Annotated in this window: 20 protein-coding genes and 1 pseudogene; 12 read left to right on the forward strand and 9 right to left on the reverse strand. The window is 69.5% G+C overall.

Translation table 11 applies throughout. The features are described 5' to 3' along the window. Window positions 1-8: 8 nt before the first annotated feature. On the reverse strand, window positions 9-449 hold the full coding sequence (locus ACGFNP_RS19685) for a YybH family protein (RefSeq protein WP_393320320.1): 441 nt from the start codon (window positions 447-449) through the stop codon (window positions 9-11). Window positions 450-643: 194 nt separating this feature from the next. On the opposite strand from ACGFNP_RS19685, the pseudogene ACGFNP_RS19690 reads away from it, so the two are divergent. From ACGFNP_RS19690 to ACGFNP_RS19705, 4 genes and pseudogenes are all read left to right on the forward strand, one after another. Beyond that, window positions 644-961 (forward strand): annotated as a pseudogene (locus ACGFNP_RS19690) (cytochrome ubiquinol oxidase subunit I); the annotation flags it as partial. An 11-nt stretch (window positions 962-972) separates the two neighbouring features. After that, on the forward strand, window positions 973-1,317 hold the full coding sequence (locus tag ACGFNP_RS19695; RefSeq protein ID WP_393320323.1) for a cytochrome d ubiquinol oxidase subunit II: 345 nt from the start codon (window positions 973-975) through the stop codon (window positions 1,315-1,317). Then, complete coding sequence (locus tag ACGFNP_RS19700) at window positions 1,302-1,595, forward strand: hypothetical protein (RefSeq protein ID WP_358316693.1); 294 nt, start codon at window positions 1,302-1,304, stop codon at window positions 1,593-1,595. Before ACGFNP_RS19695 ends, ACGFNP_RS19700 begins: the two co-directional genes overlap by 16 nt. Before the next feature lie 180 nt (window positions 1,596-1,775). Next, complete coding sequence (locus ACGFNP_RS19705) at window positions 1,776-2,018, forward strand: hypothetical protein (RefSeq protein ID WP_393320326.1); 243 nt, start codon at window positions 1,776-1,778, stop codon at window positions 2,016-2,018. Here the strand turns inward: ACGFNP_RS19705 and ACGFNP_RS19710 are convergent. The 7 genes from ACGFNP_RS19710 to ACGFNP_RS19740 form a co-directional block, all read right to left on the reverse strand. Further along, window positions 1,992-3,125: a 2-oxo acid dehydrogenase subunit E2 gene (locus ACGFNP_RS19710; protein ID WP_393320329.1), complete on the reverse strand. Its 1,134-nt coding sequence runs from the start codon at window positions 3,123-3,125 to the stop codon at window positions 1,992-1,994. The two genes, ACGFNP_RS19705 and ACGFNP_RS19710, sit on opposite strands and share 27 nt — an antisense overlap. Further along, a complete protein-coding gene (locus tag ACGFNP_RS19715; RefSeq protein WP_393320332.1) occupies window positions 3,118-4,104 on the reverse strand; it encodes an alpha-ketoacid dehydrogenase subunit beta in 987 nt (328 codons plus the stop codon). Before ACGFNP_RS19715 ends, ACGFNP_RS19710 begins: the two co-directional genes overlap by 8 nt. Then, window positions 4,101-4,979, reverse strand: coding sequence for a thiamine pyrophosphate-dependent dehydrogenase E1 component subunit alpha (locus tag ACGFNP_RS19720; protein ID WP_393320335.1), 879 nt, complete (start codon window positions 4,977-4,979; stop codon window positions 4,101-4,103). Before ACGFNP_RS19720 ends, ACGFNP_RS19715 begins: the two co-directional genes overlap by 4 nt. Window positions 4,980-5,043: 64 nt before the next feature. Beyond that, the gene (locus ACGFNP_RS19725) at window positions 5,044-5,403 is read right to left on the reverse strand and encodes a hypothetical protein (protein WP_358316679.1); all 360 of its coding nucleotides are present in this window, start codon (window positions 5,401-5,403) and stop codon (window positions 5,044-5,046) included. Window positions 5,404-5,425: 22 nt separating this feature from the next. Next, on the reverse strand, window positions 5,426-6,598 hold the full coding sequence (locus ACGFNP_RS19730; protein WP_393320339.1) for an alpha/beta hydrolase family protein: 1,173 nt from the start codon (window positions 6,596-6,598) through the stop codon (window positions 5,426-5,428). A gap of 20 nt (window positions 6,599-6,618) precedes the next feature. Further along, window positions 6,619-7,398: a hypothetical protein gene (locus ACGFNP_RS19735; protein ID WP_393320342.1), complete on the reverse strand. Its 780-nt coding sequence runs from the start codon at window positions 7,396-7,398 to the stop codon at window positions 6,619-6,621. Continuing rightward, complete coding sequence (locus ACGFNP_RS19740) at window positions 7,395-8,306, reverse strand: ABC transporter ATP-binding protein (RefSeq protein WP_393320345.1); 912 nt, start codon at window positions 8,304-8,306, stop codon at window positions 7,395-7,397. The genes ACGFNP_RS19735 and ACGFNP_RS19740 overlap by 4 nt, the downstream gene beginning before the upstream one ends. A 155-nt stretch (window positions 8,307-8,461) precedes the next feature. Between ACGFNP_RS19740 and ACGFNP_RS19745 the strand changes: the two genes are divergently transcribed. Genes ACGFNP_RS19745 through ACGFNP_RS19770 form a run of 6 tightly spaced genes read left to right on the forward strand, consistent with a single transcriptional unit; the run spans window position 8,462 to window position 12,935 of the window. Continuing rightward, window positions 8,462-9,595 carry a sensor histidine kinase gene (locus ACGFNP_RS19745; protein WP_393320348.1) on the forward strand — a complete coding sequence of 378 codons (1,134 nt, stop codon included), beginning with the start codon at window positions 8,462-8,464 and terminating at the stop codon, window positions 9,593-9,595. Beyond that, window positions 9,592-10,269 (forward strand): response regulator transcription factor, encoded by a 678-nt coding sequence (locus ACGFNP_RS19750; protein WP_358316665.1) that lies wholly within the window; start codon window positions 9,592-9,594, stop codon window positions 10,267-10,269. Before ACGFNP_RS19745 ends, ACGFNP_RS19750 begins: the two co-directional genes overlap by 4 nt. A 31-nt stretch (window positions 10,270-10,300) precedes the next feature. Next, on the forward strand, window positions 10,301-10,777 hold the full coding sequence (locus ACGFNP_RS19755; protein ID WP_393320351.1) for a methylated-DNA--[protein]-cysteine S-methyltransferase: 477 nt from the start codon (window positions 10,301-10,303) through the stop codon (window positions 10,775-10,777). A 3-nt stretch (window positions 10,778-10,780) separates the two neighbouring features. Continuing rightward, the gene (locus ACGFNP_RS19760) at window positions 10,781-11,479 is read left to right on the forward strand and encodes a 2OG-Fe(II) oxygenase (RefSeq protein ID WP_393320354.1); all 699 of its coding nucleotides are present in this window, start codon (window positions 10,781-10,783) and stop codon (window positions 11,477-11,479) included. Then, window positions 11,479-12,300, forward strand: coding sequence for an Ada metal-binding domain-containing protein (locus ACGFNP_RS19765; protein ID WP_393320357.1), 822 nt, complete (start codon window positions 11,479-11,481; stop codon window positions 12,298-12,300). Before ACGFNP_RS19760 ends, ACGFNP_RS19765 begins: the two co-directional genes overlap by 1 nt. Before the next feature lie 11 nt (window positions 12,301-12,311). Further along, window positions 12,312-12,935 (forward strand): alpha-ketoglutarate-dependent dioxygenase AlkB family protein, encoded by a 624-nt coding sequence (locus ACGFNP_RS19770; RefSeq protein ID WP_393320360.1) that lies wholly within the window; start codon window positions 12,312-12,314, stop codon window positions 12,933-12,935. Window positions 12,936-13,073: 138 nt separating this feature from the next. Here the strand turns inward: ACGFNP_RS19770 and ACGFNP_RS19775 are convergent, their stop codons facing one another. After that, window positions 13,074-14,054, reverse strand: coding sequence for a helix-turn-helix transcriptional regulator (locus tag ACGFNP_RS19775; protein WP_393320363.1), 981 nt, complete (start codon window positions 14,052-14,054; stop codon window positions 13,074-13,076). Window positions 14,055-14,119: 65 nt separating this feature from the next. Here ACGFNP_RS19775 and ACGFNP_RS19780 point away from each other — a divergent pair, with 65 nt between their 5' ends. Together ACGFNP_RS19780 and ACGFNP_RS19785 are read left to right on the forward strand one after the other, a co-directional pair. Further along, complete coding sequence (locus ACGFNP_RS19780) at window positions 14,120-15,598, forward strand: MFS transporter (protein ID WP_393320366.1); 1,479 nt, start codon at window positions 14,120-14,122, stop codon at window positions 15,596-15,598. Window positions 15,599-15,918: 320 nt separating this feature from the next. Then, entirely contained in the window at window positions 15,919-16,932 is a 1,014-nt protein-coding gene (locus ACGFNP_RS19785; RefSeq protein ID WP_393320368.1) for a LacI family DNA-binding transcriptional regulator, read from the forward strand. Window positions 16,933-17,455 lie beyond the last annotated feature (523 nt).

Genomic DNA, 17,455 nt, shown 5'->3' on the forward strand with positions numbered 1-17,455 from the left:
TGGCGGGATCAGGGCTCGAGGTCGACAACGCCTTTGCCGCTGGAGATGTCGAGCGGCACCGAGACCTGGTCGTGCACGATCAACCATGTGCCGTCGATCTTCTGGAGGCAGTACGTGACCCTGACCCACATACCGCTCGTCGCCGTCCCGTCCTTCAGCGTGCCGCTGAGACGAGCGAACGCGTGCCCGAACGCCACATCATCGCCCACGGTGAGCGTCAGGTCGCGAACCTTATATGTCACACTCTCGAAGAACGTGAACACGGGCGCCCAGTTCTTGAGCTTCGCCTCGATCCCCACATGCTGGAGCGGCGGCTCGACGTCGAAGGACACGATGTCCGTTGCGTAAAGCCGCTTCAGACCCTCGAGATCCTTGCCTTGGAGCCCTTCGACGATCTTGTCGACCAGCTGGCGGATCTTGGCTTCATCTACCTCGCGTTGCGTAGGCATCGCTACCCCAACCCTTCCCTTTGCAGTGGAATCTTGGCTTCTCACAGCTCCGACGCTATGGCTCAGGAGTTATCTTGTCTAAGATTAATATTGCTATGGCGTTATGCTCTCGGCGGCATGGAGCTGTGTCGAACGCCCTTTTGAGCTCAATGCGGGGCGGCGAGCTGCCCGACTCCAATCCCGCCAAAGCCGCCGTACGTGAGCGCATGACGCGCTTCTGGGGCCAGCTCTACCTCATCAACTACGCCGTCGGCATCGCCACCGGCATCGTCATGGAGTTCCAGTTCGGGCTCAGCTGGAGCGGGCTGAGCAAGTTCGCCGGCAACGTGTTCGGCGCCCCGCTGGCACTGGAAACCCTCATCGCCTTCTTCGCCGAATCCACCTTCCTCGGCATGTGGATCTTCGGATGGGGGCGGCTGCTCCGCGGCGTGCACGTCACGCTGATCTGGCTGGTTGCTCTGACCGCCTACGCCTCCGGCTACTGGATCCTCGTCGCCAACGGCTTCATGCGGCTCTAGGTGCGATGGCACCGTTCTTCCTGGGCAACGAGGTGTGGCTGGTGGCCTTCACCGGCGTCCTGTTCGGCGCCTTCCCGCACCTGGAGGGCAGCCTGCTGTCCGGGCTGTACCCGCTGGTGGTGGCGATCTTGGTCGGGCTGGTGGTAGGCAACACCGCGGTCCAGCTGCGCCGCCGCACCCGCCGCGGCCGCCGGTGGTGGCAGGCGCTCATCGTGGCGGGCGGCGCGTTGCCGGCCGTGTGCTGGGGACTGGTGGTGGGGTTGTTGCTGCATGGGGTGCCGCGCCTCTCCGACGGCAGCTTCCACATCGGGGCCGGTGAGGTGCCGCCGCCGTCTTGGCGCTGGTGTTGACGCTGCTGGGCGTGGGCGCTTCGATGACCAACCCGCTCACCTCGGCGCTCCTGACCGGGCTGCTGGTGACGGCGCTGGTGACCGCCTGGTGGTCGCTGTCGCGGGGGCGCCGCATTCGCGCCTTCGCCGCCACCTGCTGTGCAACGGTCGCGCTGGTGCTGCTGGTGGGGGCAGGACAGTATCCGTACGTGCTGGCCACCAAAGCCGGCGGCGGAATCAAACATGCCCTGCTACGACCCATCGTGGCGGCCGGGTTGAGACCCCGGCTGCTTCTCTGACAGCACCTGGACGGCCGCGCCGCCACGGTTATGTCGTCGGCTCCGCCCAACCGGTAGTACCGCAGATGTGTCGATCTTTGGAGGTTCCGTGGTCGACCTGCATCAGCCGCGCACGGCCGACCTCATCCCCGGCACTGCCAGGACCGAACGCACCGTGACGTTCACAGCGTACGACGCAGCATGCCCCACTCCTTCAACGCCGCCGCCAGAGTGTTCTGCCGGGAGGCGGCCGACCCCTCGCCCACCACCAACGACGCAGTGGCCTGCCCGTACTTCAGTGGCCCGGCCATGCGATGCTCAGGGTCGAGCGCGATGCTCGCGGCGGCGGCACTGCGGTCACGGCTACCGAGCCTGCTCGGCCAGAGCGCCGACGCGACCCCGGACGACCTGGTCGGGCTACAGGTCCTCGGGCGAGGTCTCTAGGGTCTCCTTCAGCGCCTGGAGGAACAGGACGACGTCCCTGCCGTTGACCAGCCGGTGATCGTAGGCCAGGCCGATCGCCGCCACCGTCCGCTCACCTTCCGGCTGCGGTGAGGTGAGGGCGATGGCGCAGGCCTGACCGGGGAAGACGATCGGGATGGCCATGATGATGTCGGCGTCGTGGTGAAGGGTGACGACGATGTTCCCGCCCGTGAGGTGCGCCTCGGTGAAACCGCCGTGCTGGGCGAGCCCGCGGAATTCGGCCAGGCGTTCGGCGATGTCCGGTACGGTCAGGCGGTCGCGGATCACCGGCACGTAGAGGCCGGTTCCCATGTCGATCGTCAAGCCTATGCGTGGTTGGTCGGGGATGCGGGCGGTTCTGTCGTCGATGAGCTCGGCGAAGAACATCGGGAAGTCGGCGTGCAGCCGGGCGACGGCGGCGATGAGCAGGTCGGGGAGGCCGACCAGCTTGCGGAGGCGTCTGGTCAGGGCTCGGGCGGTCGTCAGGGCGGGGGTTACGTCGACCTTTATCGCGGTGTAGCCGGCGGGGATGGACTGGTGCGACAGGGTCACAGTCCTGCCGACCGCGCGCTGGTGGTTGGACAGCGGGCGGGTCTGTCCGCCGTCGTGATGTGCGCCGCCCTTCTCGGAGGGCTCGCTGCCGCCGGTGGCCGCCGCGAGCCGTTCCACGTCGGTCCGGCGTACCACCTTGACGTCCAGCCCGGCCACCAGCGCGGGATCGAGGCCGAGTTCGTCCAGCAGCGCACGCGCCGGCGCCGTGATGATCGGCCCGCCATCGGCGACGGCGACCGGCTCCGACGGCGGCGGAGTGCCCGCCGAATCGAGAGAGGTCGGCACCCGCTCCGGCCGACCGGCCGGAGCCGGGCCGATCCGGGCGATCAGCTGGCCGGGGGCGCATGACGCGCCGGCCCGTACCAGGTGGGTGAGCACCCCGTCCTGCTCGCTGACCAGCTCCTCCACCGCTTTGGACGTCTCCAGCGTCGCCAGCGGGTCGTCGCGCCCCACCTGCGCGCCGTCCGCCGCCAGCCACTCCAGCAGTGTGTACTCCGAGTCGTTGTTGTTCAGTTTCGGGACCCGGATCTCACCCATCGAGCGCCTCCAGTACGGCCCTGCTGATCGTGCTGTCCTGCAGCACCACGGCACGCTCCAGGTGCGCGGCCGTGGGGATCACGCTGTCGGCCGAGCTGATCAGGCGGATCGGCCGCCGGAGCGAGCCCCACAGCCGGGTGTGCAGGTCGGCGACGAGGTGGCTGCCCCAGGTGCCGCCCGCGCTGCCGTCCTCCGCCACGCAGACCAGCCCCACCTGGCCGAGCAGCGGCAGCAGCGCGGCAGGGTCGAAGGGGTACAGGCGCGACGGGACGAGCACGGCCCCGGCGAGGTCGTGGGAGAGCAGCAGCGTGCGCATGGCGGCGATGGCCCGGTGCGCCACGCCGCCGGGGGCGATCACCGCGTAGTCGAGGTCGCCGTCGAACCGCACCACGGCCACGTCCTCGACGAGGTCCCAGGTGAACAGCTCGTCCACGTCGTACATCCGGCGGGTGTAGAGGACCTTGTCCTCGAAGAGCAGGCACGGCTCCGCCAGCGCGAGCATGCGGTCGAGGACGGCACGGTTGTCGTGGAACGGCGACATCTCGAACAGCGAGAGGCCGGGCACGCCGATGAAGTGCTTCTGGAGGTTCTGGCTGTGGGTGGGGCCGTAGCCGCGGTTGCCGCCCGAGGGGCAGCGGATGATCAGTGGCATCGGGACGCGCCGGCCGTACATGGAGACGGATTTGCTGGCGAAGTTCACGAGCTGGTCGAAGGCGAGGGCGGCGAAGTCGCCGAACATGATCTCGACGATGGCCTTCTCCCCCGCCAGCGCGAGGCCGGAGGCGGCGCCGACGATCGTGCCCTCGCTGAGCGGCGTGGTCAGGACCCGGTCGGGAAAGCGGGTGGACAGGCCGCGGGTGATCTTGAAGGCGCCGCCGTAGGGGTCGAGGAGGTCCTCGCCGAGCACGTACACGCTGGGGTCGTCGCCGAGCAGGCCATGCAGGGCCTGGTTGAGGTCTTCGCCGACCCTTGCCGTCACGCGGTGGTCCAGGTGGCCAGGGGCCGGGCGGCCACCTCTTCGGCGAGCTCGTCCATGCGGGAGCGGGCCGCCGCTTCGAGGCGGGCCGACTGGTCGGGGTGTTCGGCCTGGTAGGAGGCGTACCAGTCGGTGCGTAAGACGTCCGGTGGGCGGGTGTCGTCGCCCTTGCTGTGCGGGCCGAGGCGGTGCGTGGCGAATTCCACCACCAACGGCGCACCGCCCCTGACGGTCTCCACCAAAGGCGCGAGTTGTCGTCTTATTTCGGAGACGTCCAAGCTCGACACCCGCGTGTGCCCGATCCCGAAGGCGGCCGCCCGCCCCGCGATGGTGCCCGCCATCTGGAGCTCCGTCGGCGTGGACTGGGCGATGCCGTTGTGCTCCACAACGACGAGCAGCGGCAGGCGCCAGAGCTGTGCCAGGTTCAACGCCTCGTACACCGCCCCCTCGCCCCACGTGCCGTCACCGATGTACACGCAGGCGAGCCCGCCGGGCTCGTGCCGCTTCAGGTGCAGAGCGACCCCGGTGGCCACCGGCAGGCTCTGCCCCTGCACCCCGGTCGACAGGTAGCGGTCGCGGCGCAGGTGCTGGCTGCCCCCCACCCCGTCGCACACGGCGCCCTTCCGGCCCATGATCTCGGCGAGCAGCCCTTCGGGGTCCTCGAACCTGGCCAGGTAGTGACCGTGACCGCGATGGTTGCTGAACACCCAGTCACCGTCCCGCAGCAGCGGCCGCAGGGACACGGGGACGTACTCCTGCCCGAGGCAGGTGTGGGTGGTGCCGCTGAGCTCGCCCCGCTCGAAGAGCGCGAGCAGCTTCCGTTCGAAGGACCGGATCAGCAACAGCAGCGCCAAGTCCTCGTCAGCCAGCCTGTTCATAGGCCCCTTGAGTCCCGGGAGAACCTCCAGAAAGGCTATACAACACCGACATATCACGTCTACTTCATCGGGAGGCCAGCCACCGCCAGCGCGGCAGCTCCAGCACCACGGTGACCACGGCCAGCACGGACACCAGCACGGCGACGAGCACCTGCCAGGCGACCCACGCCGCCACCACGGCGGCCACGACCTGTAGGAGCACCAGCGCGATCGTCACCCACCCCGGCACCGCGACGATCACGTTCCGCTTGTCGCCCGGGGTCGAGAACAGCGTCGGCAACCCGATCAGCACCACCACCGACAGCACGGCCAACAGCACGGAATGGGCGGCCAGAGCCCACGGAGTCGCGACCCAGGCGACCAGCTCAGTGGCGAACCGGAAGGCGGACGAGACGCGGTCGTCCGGGCGGGGCGTGGAAGACATGCCCGTAACGTACCGTTCCCTGTCAGGGGTTGTGGAAGGCGACTTCGGGGTTGGCCGAGGTCGGGCCGTCGAGCAGCGGTTCCTTCTTGTGCTTCAGGTGCTGGTCGAAGAAGGCGCCGACATAGGCGCGGGTGATCTGCAGGGAGCGCTGTGGGGAGAGGCCGCCGGGGGTGGACATGCCCGCCGCCTTCTCCAGGATGGACAGGTCGGTGAAGCTGCTGTGGCCGGTGCCAGCGACGGTGAGCCAGCGCTTCCAGCCGCTGATGTTCGGCCAGCTGCCGTCCCAGGTGTCGTCCTTGCCGGGGACATGGTCGGCCTGACTGCCCATCAGGAGGAAGGGGCGCTTACCGAGATTGCCGGCGGGGATGGCGGGATGGAAGGTGCCGTCCAGGTTCACACCGGCCTGTACCCGCTTGTCGACCCCCATGGTCGCGGCGGCGGCATCGCCGCCGAGGGAGTGTCCGGCCATGCCGATCTGCTTGGTGGCGATCATGCGGGCCTGCTTCCAGGCCGGGTGCCGGTCGGTCAGCTGGTCGATGACGAAGGAGATGTCCTTGGTCCGGCTCTTGGTGATGGTCGCCTGCCCGCCTTCCGGCGGTTTGGGCTGGTCGCAGAGGGGCGCGCAGGTGCGGACACTGCCGTCGGGGAAGGCCGTGCCGGACGACTCGTAGGCGTGGTCGACCAGCGCGACGACGTACCCGCGACTGCCCAGGTCCTCGGCCAGGGAGGTGAGGCTGGCCCGGTGCAGGCCGAGGCCGGGTGAGAGCACCACCAGCGGATATCGGCCCTTCTTCGGATCGGCGCCGGTGTGGGCGTAGGTGCGGGTGGCGGCGATGGCCTCGGCCGCGAGGGTGGCGCCCGGAGCCTTGCGCTCCAGCAGCGACCGGGCCTCCTCGACGGTCATGTACGGGGCGCTCGCACCGGTCGCGGATCGGGCCGGGTAATACATCGACACCATCAGCTGCCGGGGGCCGTCCTTGGGCACCCAGGGGTCCGTGCGGCTCTTGTCCACCAGGTGCAGAATGTCGCGGCCGACCGGGTACGGGCCGGTGGGGCGAGGCAGTTCCAGCTTGACGGCGGCGGTCGTCGTGGGGCTCGACGTGCTGGCGGCGCTTGTGGTCGCGCAGGACGTCACCAGGAGCGGCAGGGCGAGCGCCAGGAACGGCAGGCGGGCACGGAGGTAGTGCTGCTTCACAGGGTTTCCTCTTTCAGGCGTTACACGTCGCGCCGGCGCACGACGATGAGGGTCACGGCCGCCGCGACGAGCGGCCAGAGCGCGAAGGCGATCCACGACCCGGTGATCGTGGGCAGGGCGGCTTCGTCGCGGGGATGGATGAGGGACAGGCAAGTCCGCCAGGCGTAGAAGGGGAACATGGCGTACAGGTCGTTGGCCCACTGGTGCACGGTCGGCTTGAAGAGGGTGGGCAAGATGACCAGCACGCCGCACACGGCGACGACGGTGGCGGCGGTGTGCCGCAGCAGCGCGCCGATGCCCATGCCGACCAGCGCCGACACGGGCGCGAGCAGGGCGTTCGCCACCAGGACGCGCACGACGCCCGGATCGCCGATCGAGCCCCCGGTGCCGAGGCCCGACAGGACGACCTGGCTCGCGCCGTACGTGGTGAGCGCGACGACCGCGCCGACGGCGAGCATGACCCCCGCCACGACGGCCACCTTGGCCGCCATGACGCGACCACGGGCCGGGACGGCGGTGAAGGTGGTGCGGATCAGGCCGCCGGCGTACTCTCCGGCGACCGTCAGCGCGCCCACGCTCCCCGCGCCGATCATGACCACGATCGCGCTGAACCCGCTGAAGGCCTCCGTCATCGGGTTGAACATGGCCTTCTCCCGCGCCCCGTAGGCCGGCCACTCGGCGTAGGTGTCGAGGCTCGACTGGACGGCGAGCGCGACCAGCACCAGCACACCGACCACGATCACCCAGCGGATGGACCGCAGTGACCACAGCTTGATCCACTCCGCGCCGAGCAGGCTCATCGGCGGCCGCCCACGACGTGGTCGGCGTGGCCGGCGGTCGACTCCATGAACGCCTCTTCCAGCGAGGCGGTGCGCGGGGCGAGCTCGTGCAGCATGATCCGGCGCTCGAAGGCGAGCTCACCGATACGGCCGGCGCTCACCCCCGTCACCATGAGCGCCCCGTCACCGTCGCGCCGTACGGAAGCGCCGTCGAACGTGAGCACGGCGGCGAGTTCGTCCGGATCGGGCGTGCGTACGGTGACGCGGGCGCCGGCGCCCCGGGCCGCGAACTCGGTGAGGCTCTCGTCAGCGATCAGCTCGCCGCGGCCGATCACGATGAGGTGGTCGGCGGTGTTCTCCATCTCGCTCATCAGGTGGCTGGAGACCAGGACGGTACGTCCCTGCTCGGCCAGGCGCCGGAACAGACCTCGCACCCAGCGCACCCCCTCGGGGTCCAGACCGTTGACCGGCTCGTCGAACAGCAGCACCGGCGGATCACCCAGCAGCGCGGTGGCGATGCCGAGCCGCTGGCGCATGCCCAGGGAGAACCCGCCCACCCGCCGGCGGGCCACACCTTCGAGCCCCACCTCCCGCAGGACCTCCGCCACCCGGCGGCGCGGCAGGCCGTTGCTCCGGGCCAGCGCCCACAGGTGCGCCAGGGCGCTGCGCCCGGGATGCGCGTCACCCGCGTCCAGCAGCGCGCCGACGTGCCGCAGCCCGTGACGCTGCCGCGCGAACGGACGCCCGTCGATGGTCGCGCTTCCGCTGGTGGGCCGGTTCAGGCCGAGAATCATGCGCATCGTGGTGCTCTTGCCGGCGCCGTTCGGGCCGAGGAACCCGGTGACGTGGCCGGGCCGTACGGTGAACGTCAGGCCGTTCACGGCCGTCACGCCGCCGTAGCGTTTGGTCAGCTGGTTGACTTCGATCACCCGCTCAACGCTGCCGGAGGCCGTGGCGCACGACATCTGTCCGCAGGCCAGAATCCGCGCCAGGAGACTGGCCTGCGGGCATACGCCTCCAGGCCGATGCTGGTCAGCCTCCAGGCTGATGCTGGTCAGATGGGGTCGCGGCTACGATCGGGGGCGTGCTCGCCGATCCGCCCCGTCCTCCGCTCCTGGAGCGCCTACCGTCGCTCACGCGGGAGCTGCTCACGTGGTGTGTGGTGGCCGCCTTCGCGTTGCTGCAGTTCGCCGCGCTGCTGAGCGGCAGCGACGACGCGGACCCGCGGGTGCCGCCGCTCGCGGGCGCCGCGGTCGCGATGGCGCTGCCCCTGGCATGGGCAAGGCGCCGGCCGCTGCCGGTGCTTGCCGTCGTGCTGGCGGAGCTGGCCGCCGCCACAGCACCGGGGATGTCGGCCGAGCAGCTCTGGCCGCTCATCCTGGCCGCGGACGTTCTGGTCTGCGTCATCGCGGCTACCCGCTCTGTCCGCGCCGGGCTCAGCGCGGCTCTTGTCACGCTCGCCGTACTGGAAGGGGTGTTGCAGGCCGCCCTGTGGCCGCACGCCCTCGTCCCCGGGTTCCTGGCGCTGACGGCGCTGCTGGCCGGCAGCGTCCTGCTCGCCTGGCTGGCCGGGACCGCGATCCGGCAGCGGCGCGAGTACGGCGAGGCCGTGCGGGTCCACGCGGTCACGGCTGAGCGGCTGCGCATCGCCCGCGACGTGCACGACATGGTCGCCCACAGCATCGGCAGCATCGCCATCCAGGCCGGAGCGGGCCGCAGGGTCATCGACACCCGCCCCGAGCAGGCCCGCGACGCGCTGGACGCCATCGAGATCACCAGCCGGGAAACCCTGAAGGGACTACGGCAGATGCTCGGCGTCCTGCGCCGGCCTGACCCGCCGCCCACCGGGCTGGCCGACCTCGACCGGGTCACGTCGACGGCCATCGCAGCGGGCGTCCAGGTCGACGTCCGCTGGCAGGGCGAACGCTGCCCGTTGCCCGCCGCCGTCGACCAGTCCGCGTTCCGCATCGTCCAGGAGGCGGTGACCAATGTGGTACGGCACGCGGATGCCGCCCGTTGCCGGGTGTCGATCGGCTATGCGGGTGAGGAGCTGAGCGTCGAGATCGTCGACGACGGTCGCGGAGACAGCGCGAGCGAGGGCAGCGGCTATGGCATCGCCGGGATGCGCGAGCGGGTGGCGCTGCTGAACGGGCATTTCACCGCCGGGTCGCGACCCGAGGGCGGGTTCAGGGTCGCCGCGAGGCTGCCGATCTCATGACGATCCGTGTGCTGCTGGCAGACGACCAGCCGCTGGTGCGCGCCGGGCTGCGCATGGTCATCGACGGGACCTCGGACGTGGAGGTCGTCGAAGAGGCCGGGACCGGGTCGCAGGCTGTACAACTGGCGAGACAGCTCCGCCCGGACGTTGTGCTGATGGACATCCGGATGCCGGAAATGGACGGCATCACGGCCACCAAGATGATCACAGCTGAGCTGCTGCCCACGCGCGTTCTGGTCCTGACCACGTTCGACGACGACGAGAACGTCTATGGCGCGCTGCGCGCGGGCGCCTCCGGGTTCCTCGTCAAGGACATGGCGCTGGACGACATCCTGACCGCCATCCGCGTGGTCGCCGCCGGAGATGCCCTGCTCGCGCCCAGTGTCACCCGCCGCCTCATCGAGGAGTTCACCACCCGCACCCCGGCTGCCCGGCACCGCGAACTCAACGGCGTCACCGGACGCGAACACGAGATCCTCACCCTCGTCGGCCGCGGCCTGTCCAACGCCGAAATCGCGGCCCACCTGCACATCAGCCCGGGCACCGCCAAGGCACACGTGGCCAGCCTGCTCACCAAGCTCGGCGCCCGCGACCGCGTGCAACTGGTCATCGTGGCCTACGACGCGGGCCTGGTCTCTCCGAATTGGCCTGCCCAGAGGTCCGAAAACCGCTGACTTTCCGGGTGGCGACGGTGTTGTAGAGAGTATGAGCATCTACACGACGATCGACAGCCCACTGGGCGAGATCCTGCTCGTAGGCGACGGCACCGCGCTGACCCGCGTGGCGTTCGGCGGTGCCGTGCGGCCCGAGTGGCGGCGCGACCCTGGCGCGTTCGCCGAGGCCGAGCGCCAGTTCCGCGAGTACTTCGCGGGCGAGCGGACCGCCTTCGACCTGAATCTCGCGACCACCGGCACGGTCTTCCAGGAGGGGGTCTGGGCCGCCGTGGCCGCCGTACCGTACGGGACCACCACGACGTACGGCGAGCTCGCCGCGAGCGTCGGCGCGCCACGCGACCGCATCCGCGCGGTCGGCGCGGCGCTCGGCGCGAACCCGCTGCTCGTCGTCCGCCCCTGCCACCGCGTCGTCGGCGCGAACGGCTCGCTGACCGGGTACGCGGGCGGCGTCGAGCGCAAGCACGCGCTGCTCACGCTCGAAGGCGCGCTGCAGCCACAGCTCATCTGACTGATGGAGGAGATCATGCAGGCCGACTGGACGGCCCTGGCCGAGGAGGTCAACGCGTACGGCTGCGCGCTGACGCCGCCGGTCCTCTCACCGGCCGACTGCAAGGAGATCGCCGCCCTGTACGGCGAGGCCGGCCGGTTCCGTTCCACGATCGACATGGAGCGTTATCGGTTCGGCCGCGGGCAGTACCGCTACTTCCGCGAGCCCTTCCCACCGCTGGTGGCGGAGCTGCGGGCGGCGTTCTACCCGCACCTGCTGCCGATCGCCCGCGACTGGGCCGCCCGGCTGGGCCAACCGGCGCCCTGGCCGGACAGCTTCGACGAGTGGCTGGACATGTGCCACGAAGCCGGGCAGACCAAGCCGACGCCCATCCTGCTGCGGTACCAGGAGGGCGACTGGAACGCCCTGCACCGCGACCTGTACGGGGATCTGGTGTTCCCGCTGCAGGTGGTCATCGGGCTCGACCAGCCGGGCGAGGACTACACCGGGGGCGAGTTCCTGCTGGTGGAGCAGCGTCCACGAGCCCAGTCGCGCGGGACGGTGACCCTGCTGCCGCAGGGCCGGGGACTGATCTTCACCACCCGGGACCGGCCCGTGAAGTCGTCGCGGGGGTGGTCGGCGTCGCCGGTGCGGCACGGCGTGAGCACGGTCCGCTCGGGGCTGCGGCACACTCTGGGCCTCGTCTTCCACGACGCCGCGTGATGTACACGCTGATCGGCGCCGACGGGTGGCCGTACACCAGCGCGGTGCCCGGGACGCTGGGCGGGCACCGGCGGGCGCGGCTGTACGGGCGGCTGGACTGCCCGTCGGCGCTGCGGGCGATCTCGCGCGGGGGGTACGTGGAGGAGCGGGTGTTCTTCGCGGACGAGGTGACGGCCATCGCGGCGGGGTACCGGCCGTGCGCGGTGTGTTTGCCACAGGCGTACCAGCTCTGGAAGAGCGAACAGGCGGTGGCTGGGCATACGGCGGCCGAGCTGGCCGGACTGCTCGGCCTGCTGGCCGCGGCCCGGCCGCGCGTGGAGACCGTAGTGATCGGTCACGGCCGCGACGCCGGCCCCTCCGCTGAGGCGTTCGCGAACGCCTGGGAGAGCGGCGCGCGGAAAGACGCGCAGGATGGCGGCCGGTGGGAAGGCGCGCGGGAAGGCGGCCTGGTAGTAGGCAACCTGCGGGAAAGCGGTCTGGTGGAAGGCGGCGTTTGGGACGGTGACATGTGGCAAGGCACCGTGCTGGCGATCGTCGATTGGCCGGAGGAGGCGGCGTCGTGGCTCCGCCAGGCCAGGCGGTTCGCGGCAGGTCCGCCGGACGCCTGGGTGGTGGCGGGGGCGCCGCTGGGCTGGGCGCGGATGAGCGAACGACTCCACCAGAGCACCGACTGGGACCCCGGACGTACGTTCGGCTTCGCCTCCACCGCGCAAGCCGTCGCCCTGGCCGCCCCTGGAACACTGGAGGGCATGCGCGGAGCGGACACCGACGGCACCACCTGGCGAATCACCCGCAACCTGATCCACCGGGACCCGACATGATCCCGCTCCCGATGCGAGAGATCGCCCCAGGCGCCGTCCACGCCCCCGGCTGGCTGACGCTCGACGAGCAACAGCACCTGGTACGCGCGTGCCGCGAGTGGGCGGCGGGCCCGGTCCCGATCCGGCACACCGTGCTGCCCAGAGGCGGCGTCATGTCGGTGCAGACCGTATGCGTCGGCTGGCACTGGCAGCCGTACAAGTACACACGCGTCGCGAACGACGTGAACGGCCTCCAGGTCGCCGACTTCCCCGCCTGGATGGTCGCCCTGGGCCGCCGCGCCCTGACAGCGGCGTACGGCGAGCCCGCCGACGACTACACCCCCGACACAGCGCTGATCAACTTCTACGACGGCCGGGCCAAAATGGGCATGCACCAGGACAAGGACGAACGTTCTGCCGCCCCGGTGGTGTCGCTGAGCATCGGCGACGACTGCCTGTTCCGTTTCGGCAACACGGAGACACGCGGCAAGCCGTACACCGACGTGCGACTCGGCAGCGGCGACCTGTTCGTCTTCGGCGGCCCTTCACGCTTCGCCTACCACGGCGTCCCCAAGGTCTATCCAGGAACCGCGGACCCCGCCACCGGTCTGACCTCGGGCCGCCTCAACATCACCATGCGAGTGACCGGCCTCTGACGTACGTGGACCCTTCACACCTGTCTCCCTCACGAGTCGTCTCGCAAGGGAGGTGCGCGCGATCTACCTCGGTATTCAGAACGGTAGGGAAATGCCGAGAAGACGGCTGATGGGGAACGCGGACGCCGGCTGTGCAGGTCACCCGTGAGGTCGGTCGGGCCCGAGCCCCTTGCTGATTCGGGTGCGCAAGGAGTGCAGGGCTTGCCGGAGTTCGGCCGGTTCGATGTCTGTGATGTCGGCGGCGAAGGTGAGGAGTAGTCCTGCCAGTCCTGGCCATGACCATGCGCCGAGTGTGAGTCGGCACGTGGTCGCGGTGTCGTACCCGACTGTTGATCCGCCGGGGGCGAACCGGGCGACGGTGGAGGCGGGCAGGGCGACGATGGCTGAGCCGCGGCATGGCCATTCGGCAGCAGCGTCTCCGCGGTCGTGTGCGGTCATGACGAAGGCGACGGGATCGCCGTGCGGGATGTCACGTCGGTCGAAGGGGGTGTGCGTGGGCATGTGTGGTTTGATGCGGTCCACGCGCATCGCGCGCCATCGGTCCGCATCCGGGGCGAAGGCGACCAAGTACCAGCGTGCGGCCCAGACCACGAGGTGGTGCGGTTCCAGCGTGAGCGTGGCGGGTTCGCCGTCACCGGTGTAGTCCACGCGAACGAGGTGCTGCCGGTTGATCGCGCTGCCAACGGCGCGGACGATCTCGGCGTCGATCGGTGGCGCGGGGAACTCCCAGTAGTTGCGGGCCGAAGAGACGGTGAACGCTTCGGCGTGCAGGCGGCTGCGCGCGGGCATCGCCTGGTGCAGCGTGGCGAGAGCGCGGGCCGCGTTCTCGCGGATGCCGGAGAGGATCGTCGGCACGGTCTGGAGCGCGACGGCCGTGGCGACGGCTTGGTCTTCATCGAAGACGACCGGCGGCAAACGGGACGCGCGACCGAGCCGATATCCCCCACCTGCTCCGCGGACGGCCTCGATCTCGTACCCGAGGTCCCGGAGCGTATCGATGTCGCGACGCACGGTTCTCACCGACGCTCCGAGCCGGGCGGCGAGTTCCTCGGCGGTCAGGGTCGCACCGATCCCGAAGATCGACAGCAGCTTGAGCGTCCGCGCGGAGGTAGCAGCCATGATTGTCCGACTCTCCCACCGATAGCGGTCACTCGATGGCAACTATCCCGGCGATGGTGGCCGACATGACCGATTCACCGAGCCCCCGAGAGGGCATCCGCACAGCTGAGGCCTCCCCGACACTCATCGCCAGCGCCGACGCGACCACGGCGCTGTTGGTGGTGCTCTTCGCTTCCTTCATGGACCTTCTCGACGCGACGATCGTCACCGTCGCGGCCCCGGCGATAGCCCAGGACCTGGGTGCCGGCGACGCTCAGATCCAGTGGACGATCACCGCCTACACCCTCGCCCTGGGCGCGGGCCTGATCACCGGCGGACGGCTCGGCGACCAGTACGGCCGCAAACGGCTGTTCATGATCGGGCTGGCCGGGTTCATGGTCACCTCGGCACTGTGCGCGCTGGCCGTCGATCCGGGGATGCTCATCGGCATGCGGGCCGGGCAGGGACTGACCGCCGGCATCATGGTCCCGCAGGTGTTCGGGATCATCCGGGCATCATTCGCTCCGGGCGAGCGCGCCAAGGCGTTTGGCGCCTACGGAGCGGTCCAGGGCCTCGCCTCGGTCGCCGGCCCGCTGCTGGGCGGGCTGCTCGTCGACGCCAACCTGTTCGACCTGGGCTGGCGCACGATCTTCTGGATCAACGTGCCCGTCGCGATCCTGGCGCTCATCAGCGGCGCGAAGGTTCTGCCGGAGTCCCGCTCCGCCTCGACCGCGCGACTGGACATCCCAGGCGCGCTCCTCGCGGCCACGGGCCTTCTTCTCCTGCTGCTGCCGATCATCCAGACCGAGACATGGGGATGGACCTGGGCCGGCTACGCCCTCCTCGTAGCCGGAATCATGGTGCTCGCGATCTTCCTCGCCTACGAGCGCCGCCTCACCGGACGCGGAAACGAACCTGTCTTCGACCCGGCTCTGCTGAGAATCCGCGCTTTCGCGGTCGGCCTGAGCGCTTCGGTGCTCTTCTTCGGCGGCATCGGATCGTACTTCCTCACCTTCTCGGTCTACCTCCAGAACGGAACCGGCCGAACCGCGTGGGAGACCGGCCTGGTGATCCTCCCGTACGCGCTCGGCTCGATCATCACCTCCGGCCTCGGCGTCGCTCTCGCCGCCAAAGCGGGCAGAACGCTCCTGATCACGGGCTCGCTCACCATCGCGGCATCTCAGGTCGTCCTGTGGTACATCGTCAAGGACGGCAACGATCCCGGATACTGGCTCCTCGCCCTCGCACTCTTCATCGGTGGCCTCGGGCTCGGTCTCGCCGCACCCATTCTCGTCAACGTCGTCCTCGCAGGCGTCCCCGGACGCAACGCAGGCGCCGCAGGCGGAGTGCTCTCCACCGTCAACCAGATCGGCGGCGCCGTCGGCATCGCCGTTCTCGGCACGATCTTCTTCACCGCCGTCACCGGTTCAGCCACCGGAGCACCGGTGCTGCCCGACTACAGTCACGCGCTCAGCATCGTCCTGATCGTCTCCGCCGCGCTCTACCTGATCACGGCACTCGTGATGCTCGCACTCCCAAAAGCCGCAGTCGAGCACTCCGAGTAGAGAACCCATGCCGGGGCTCCGGTCTCAGCGCTGGAGCCATCCCCGGCTTGAGGAGGTCTGCCGAAAGTCGACGACTGGAGCGGAGGTCGCCATCGCGGGAATGCTGCCGGAGGTGTACGGCATGCACGAAAACCAGGAAGCTCTGAAGGCCAGCATATTTGGCTCGGCTCTCCAGAACACTCGCTCGCCGTCCCCATGGAACTTCGGTGAGTGGCCAAAGTCGGTCGACCACTGAATGGCCGGCGGAAGTGATCGCTAATTCAGAGGCGTCCCGGCTGGTCGCAGCTTAAAGTAGGTGTCGCGCGTTAGAGAGGGGATCGATGCCGAGCAATCCCGGGCGTACCACGCTGGCCACCGTCGCCGCCTCGGCCGGCGTGTCCGTGGCCACAGTGTCCAAGGTGCTCAACGGCCGCTCCGACGTCGCACCGGCCACTCGTTCGCTGGTGCAGTCCCTCCTGCTGGAACAGGGCTACGTGCCGCTCTCGTCACGCCGGGACCAACCACAGCTGACGGCCACGGTCGAGCTGGGCGTGGACGATCTGTGTGCCTACTCCACCGAAGTCATCAAGGGCGCGGTCGAGGCCGGAGCCGAGTTGGGCGTCGCGGTCATCGTCACCTATACGAAAGACATGGCCGGCGTGGGCGTCTCCTGGGCTCGCGACCTGGTCGCCGCCGGGCGTCGGGCGATGATCACCCTTATGAGCGCGCCGACTTCGGCCCAGCTCGTCGCGCTGTCTCAAGCCCATCTCCCGGTGGTTGTCATCGACCCGCTGAACCTGCCGGACACCGGTGTGACCAGCGTCGGCGCCACCAACTTCGCCGGCGGTCTGTCCGCCACCCAGCATTTACTGGACCTCGGCCATCGCCGCATCGCCTATCTCGGCGGCCCCGCGACTTCGACCACCAACCAAGCACGCATGCATGGCTACCGCGCCGCCATGGAGGCCGCGGGCGTGCCCGTACCCCCCGAATATGTCCGCACTCCGGGCTTCTGCTATCCCTCCGGCATAGAAGAAGGAGCCGTCCTGCTCGACCTGCACCCCGCCCCGACAGCCATCTTCGCCGCCGGCGACGAGAGCGCCATGGGCGCCATTCAGGCCGCCAGGGCCCGCGGTCTGCGCATCCCCGAAGACCTCAGCGTCGTCGGCTTCGACGACACCGAGATCGCCACCATGACCTCGCCGCAGCTGACCACCGTACGCCAGCCGCTGCGCGAGATGGGCGCAGTCGCCCTGCGCACAGCGCTGCGCCTGGCCGCGGGCGAGAAAATCGAATTCAACCACATCGAACTCGCCACCAAACTTGTCGTACGCGGTTCGACCCTCGCCGCCTGACTCTGGAAACGCCCGCGTGGATACCTCATTCCCTGGATGCGGAATGTTCGACTCACCGGCTAGCCAGCGGGCAGAACGACCCTTTTGGCCACGATGGCGCGCGACACCTCAGGTCGTTGTGACGCCGTCTGAGGGTCCACCGGGCTTCGTTCGGGACGAAGAGGTCGTGGGTTCATGTCCCCCCACCAGCGGGTTTTCCGCCGACGTCCTATCTGCCTGCTCATGGCGACCAGCGCCGTCATCGAGCGGACCCGCCGGCGCTCGACGCTCTAGCCCCATGGTTGGTACTTCTTGCGCGGGCTCGCAGGGCGGGTGTACAAAGTTCTCGAGAATGATCGGGAACTGCCGCCGCCCAGGCACTGCCAACCGGGATGTCTCAGCGATGAACTCGTTCGTCCGCCACGTGAATACGGCCAGTGGGACGCCGCGCGCGTTTCGATGCAACGCGCGAGACTTCCCATCGCTCCTCCCCGCGACACAGCCACCCTCCTTCCGCCGTCTATGAATTCTGCGGGCTAAAGAA

The organism is Nonomuraea sp. NPDC049269, assembly GCF_043197155.1.
Taxonomy (GTDB): Bacteria; Actinomycetota; Actinomycetes; order Streptosporangiales; family Streptosporangiaceae; genus Nonomuraea.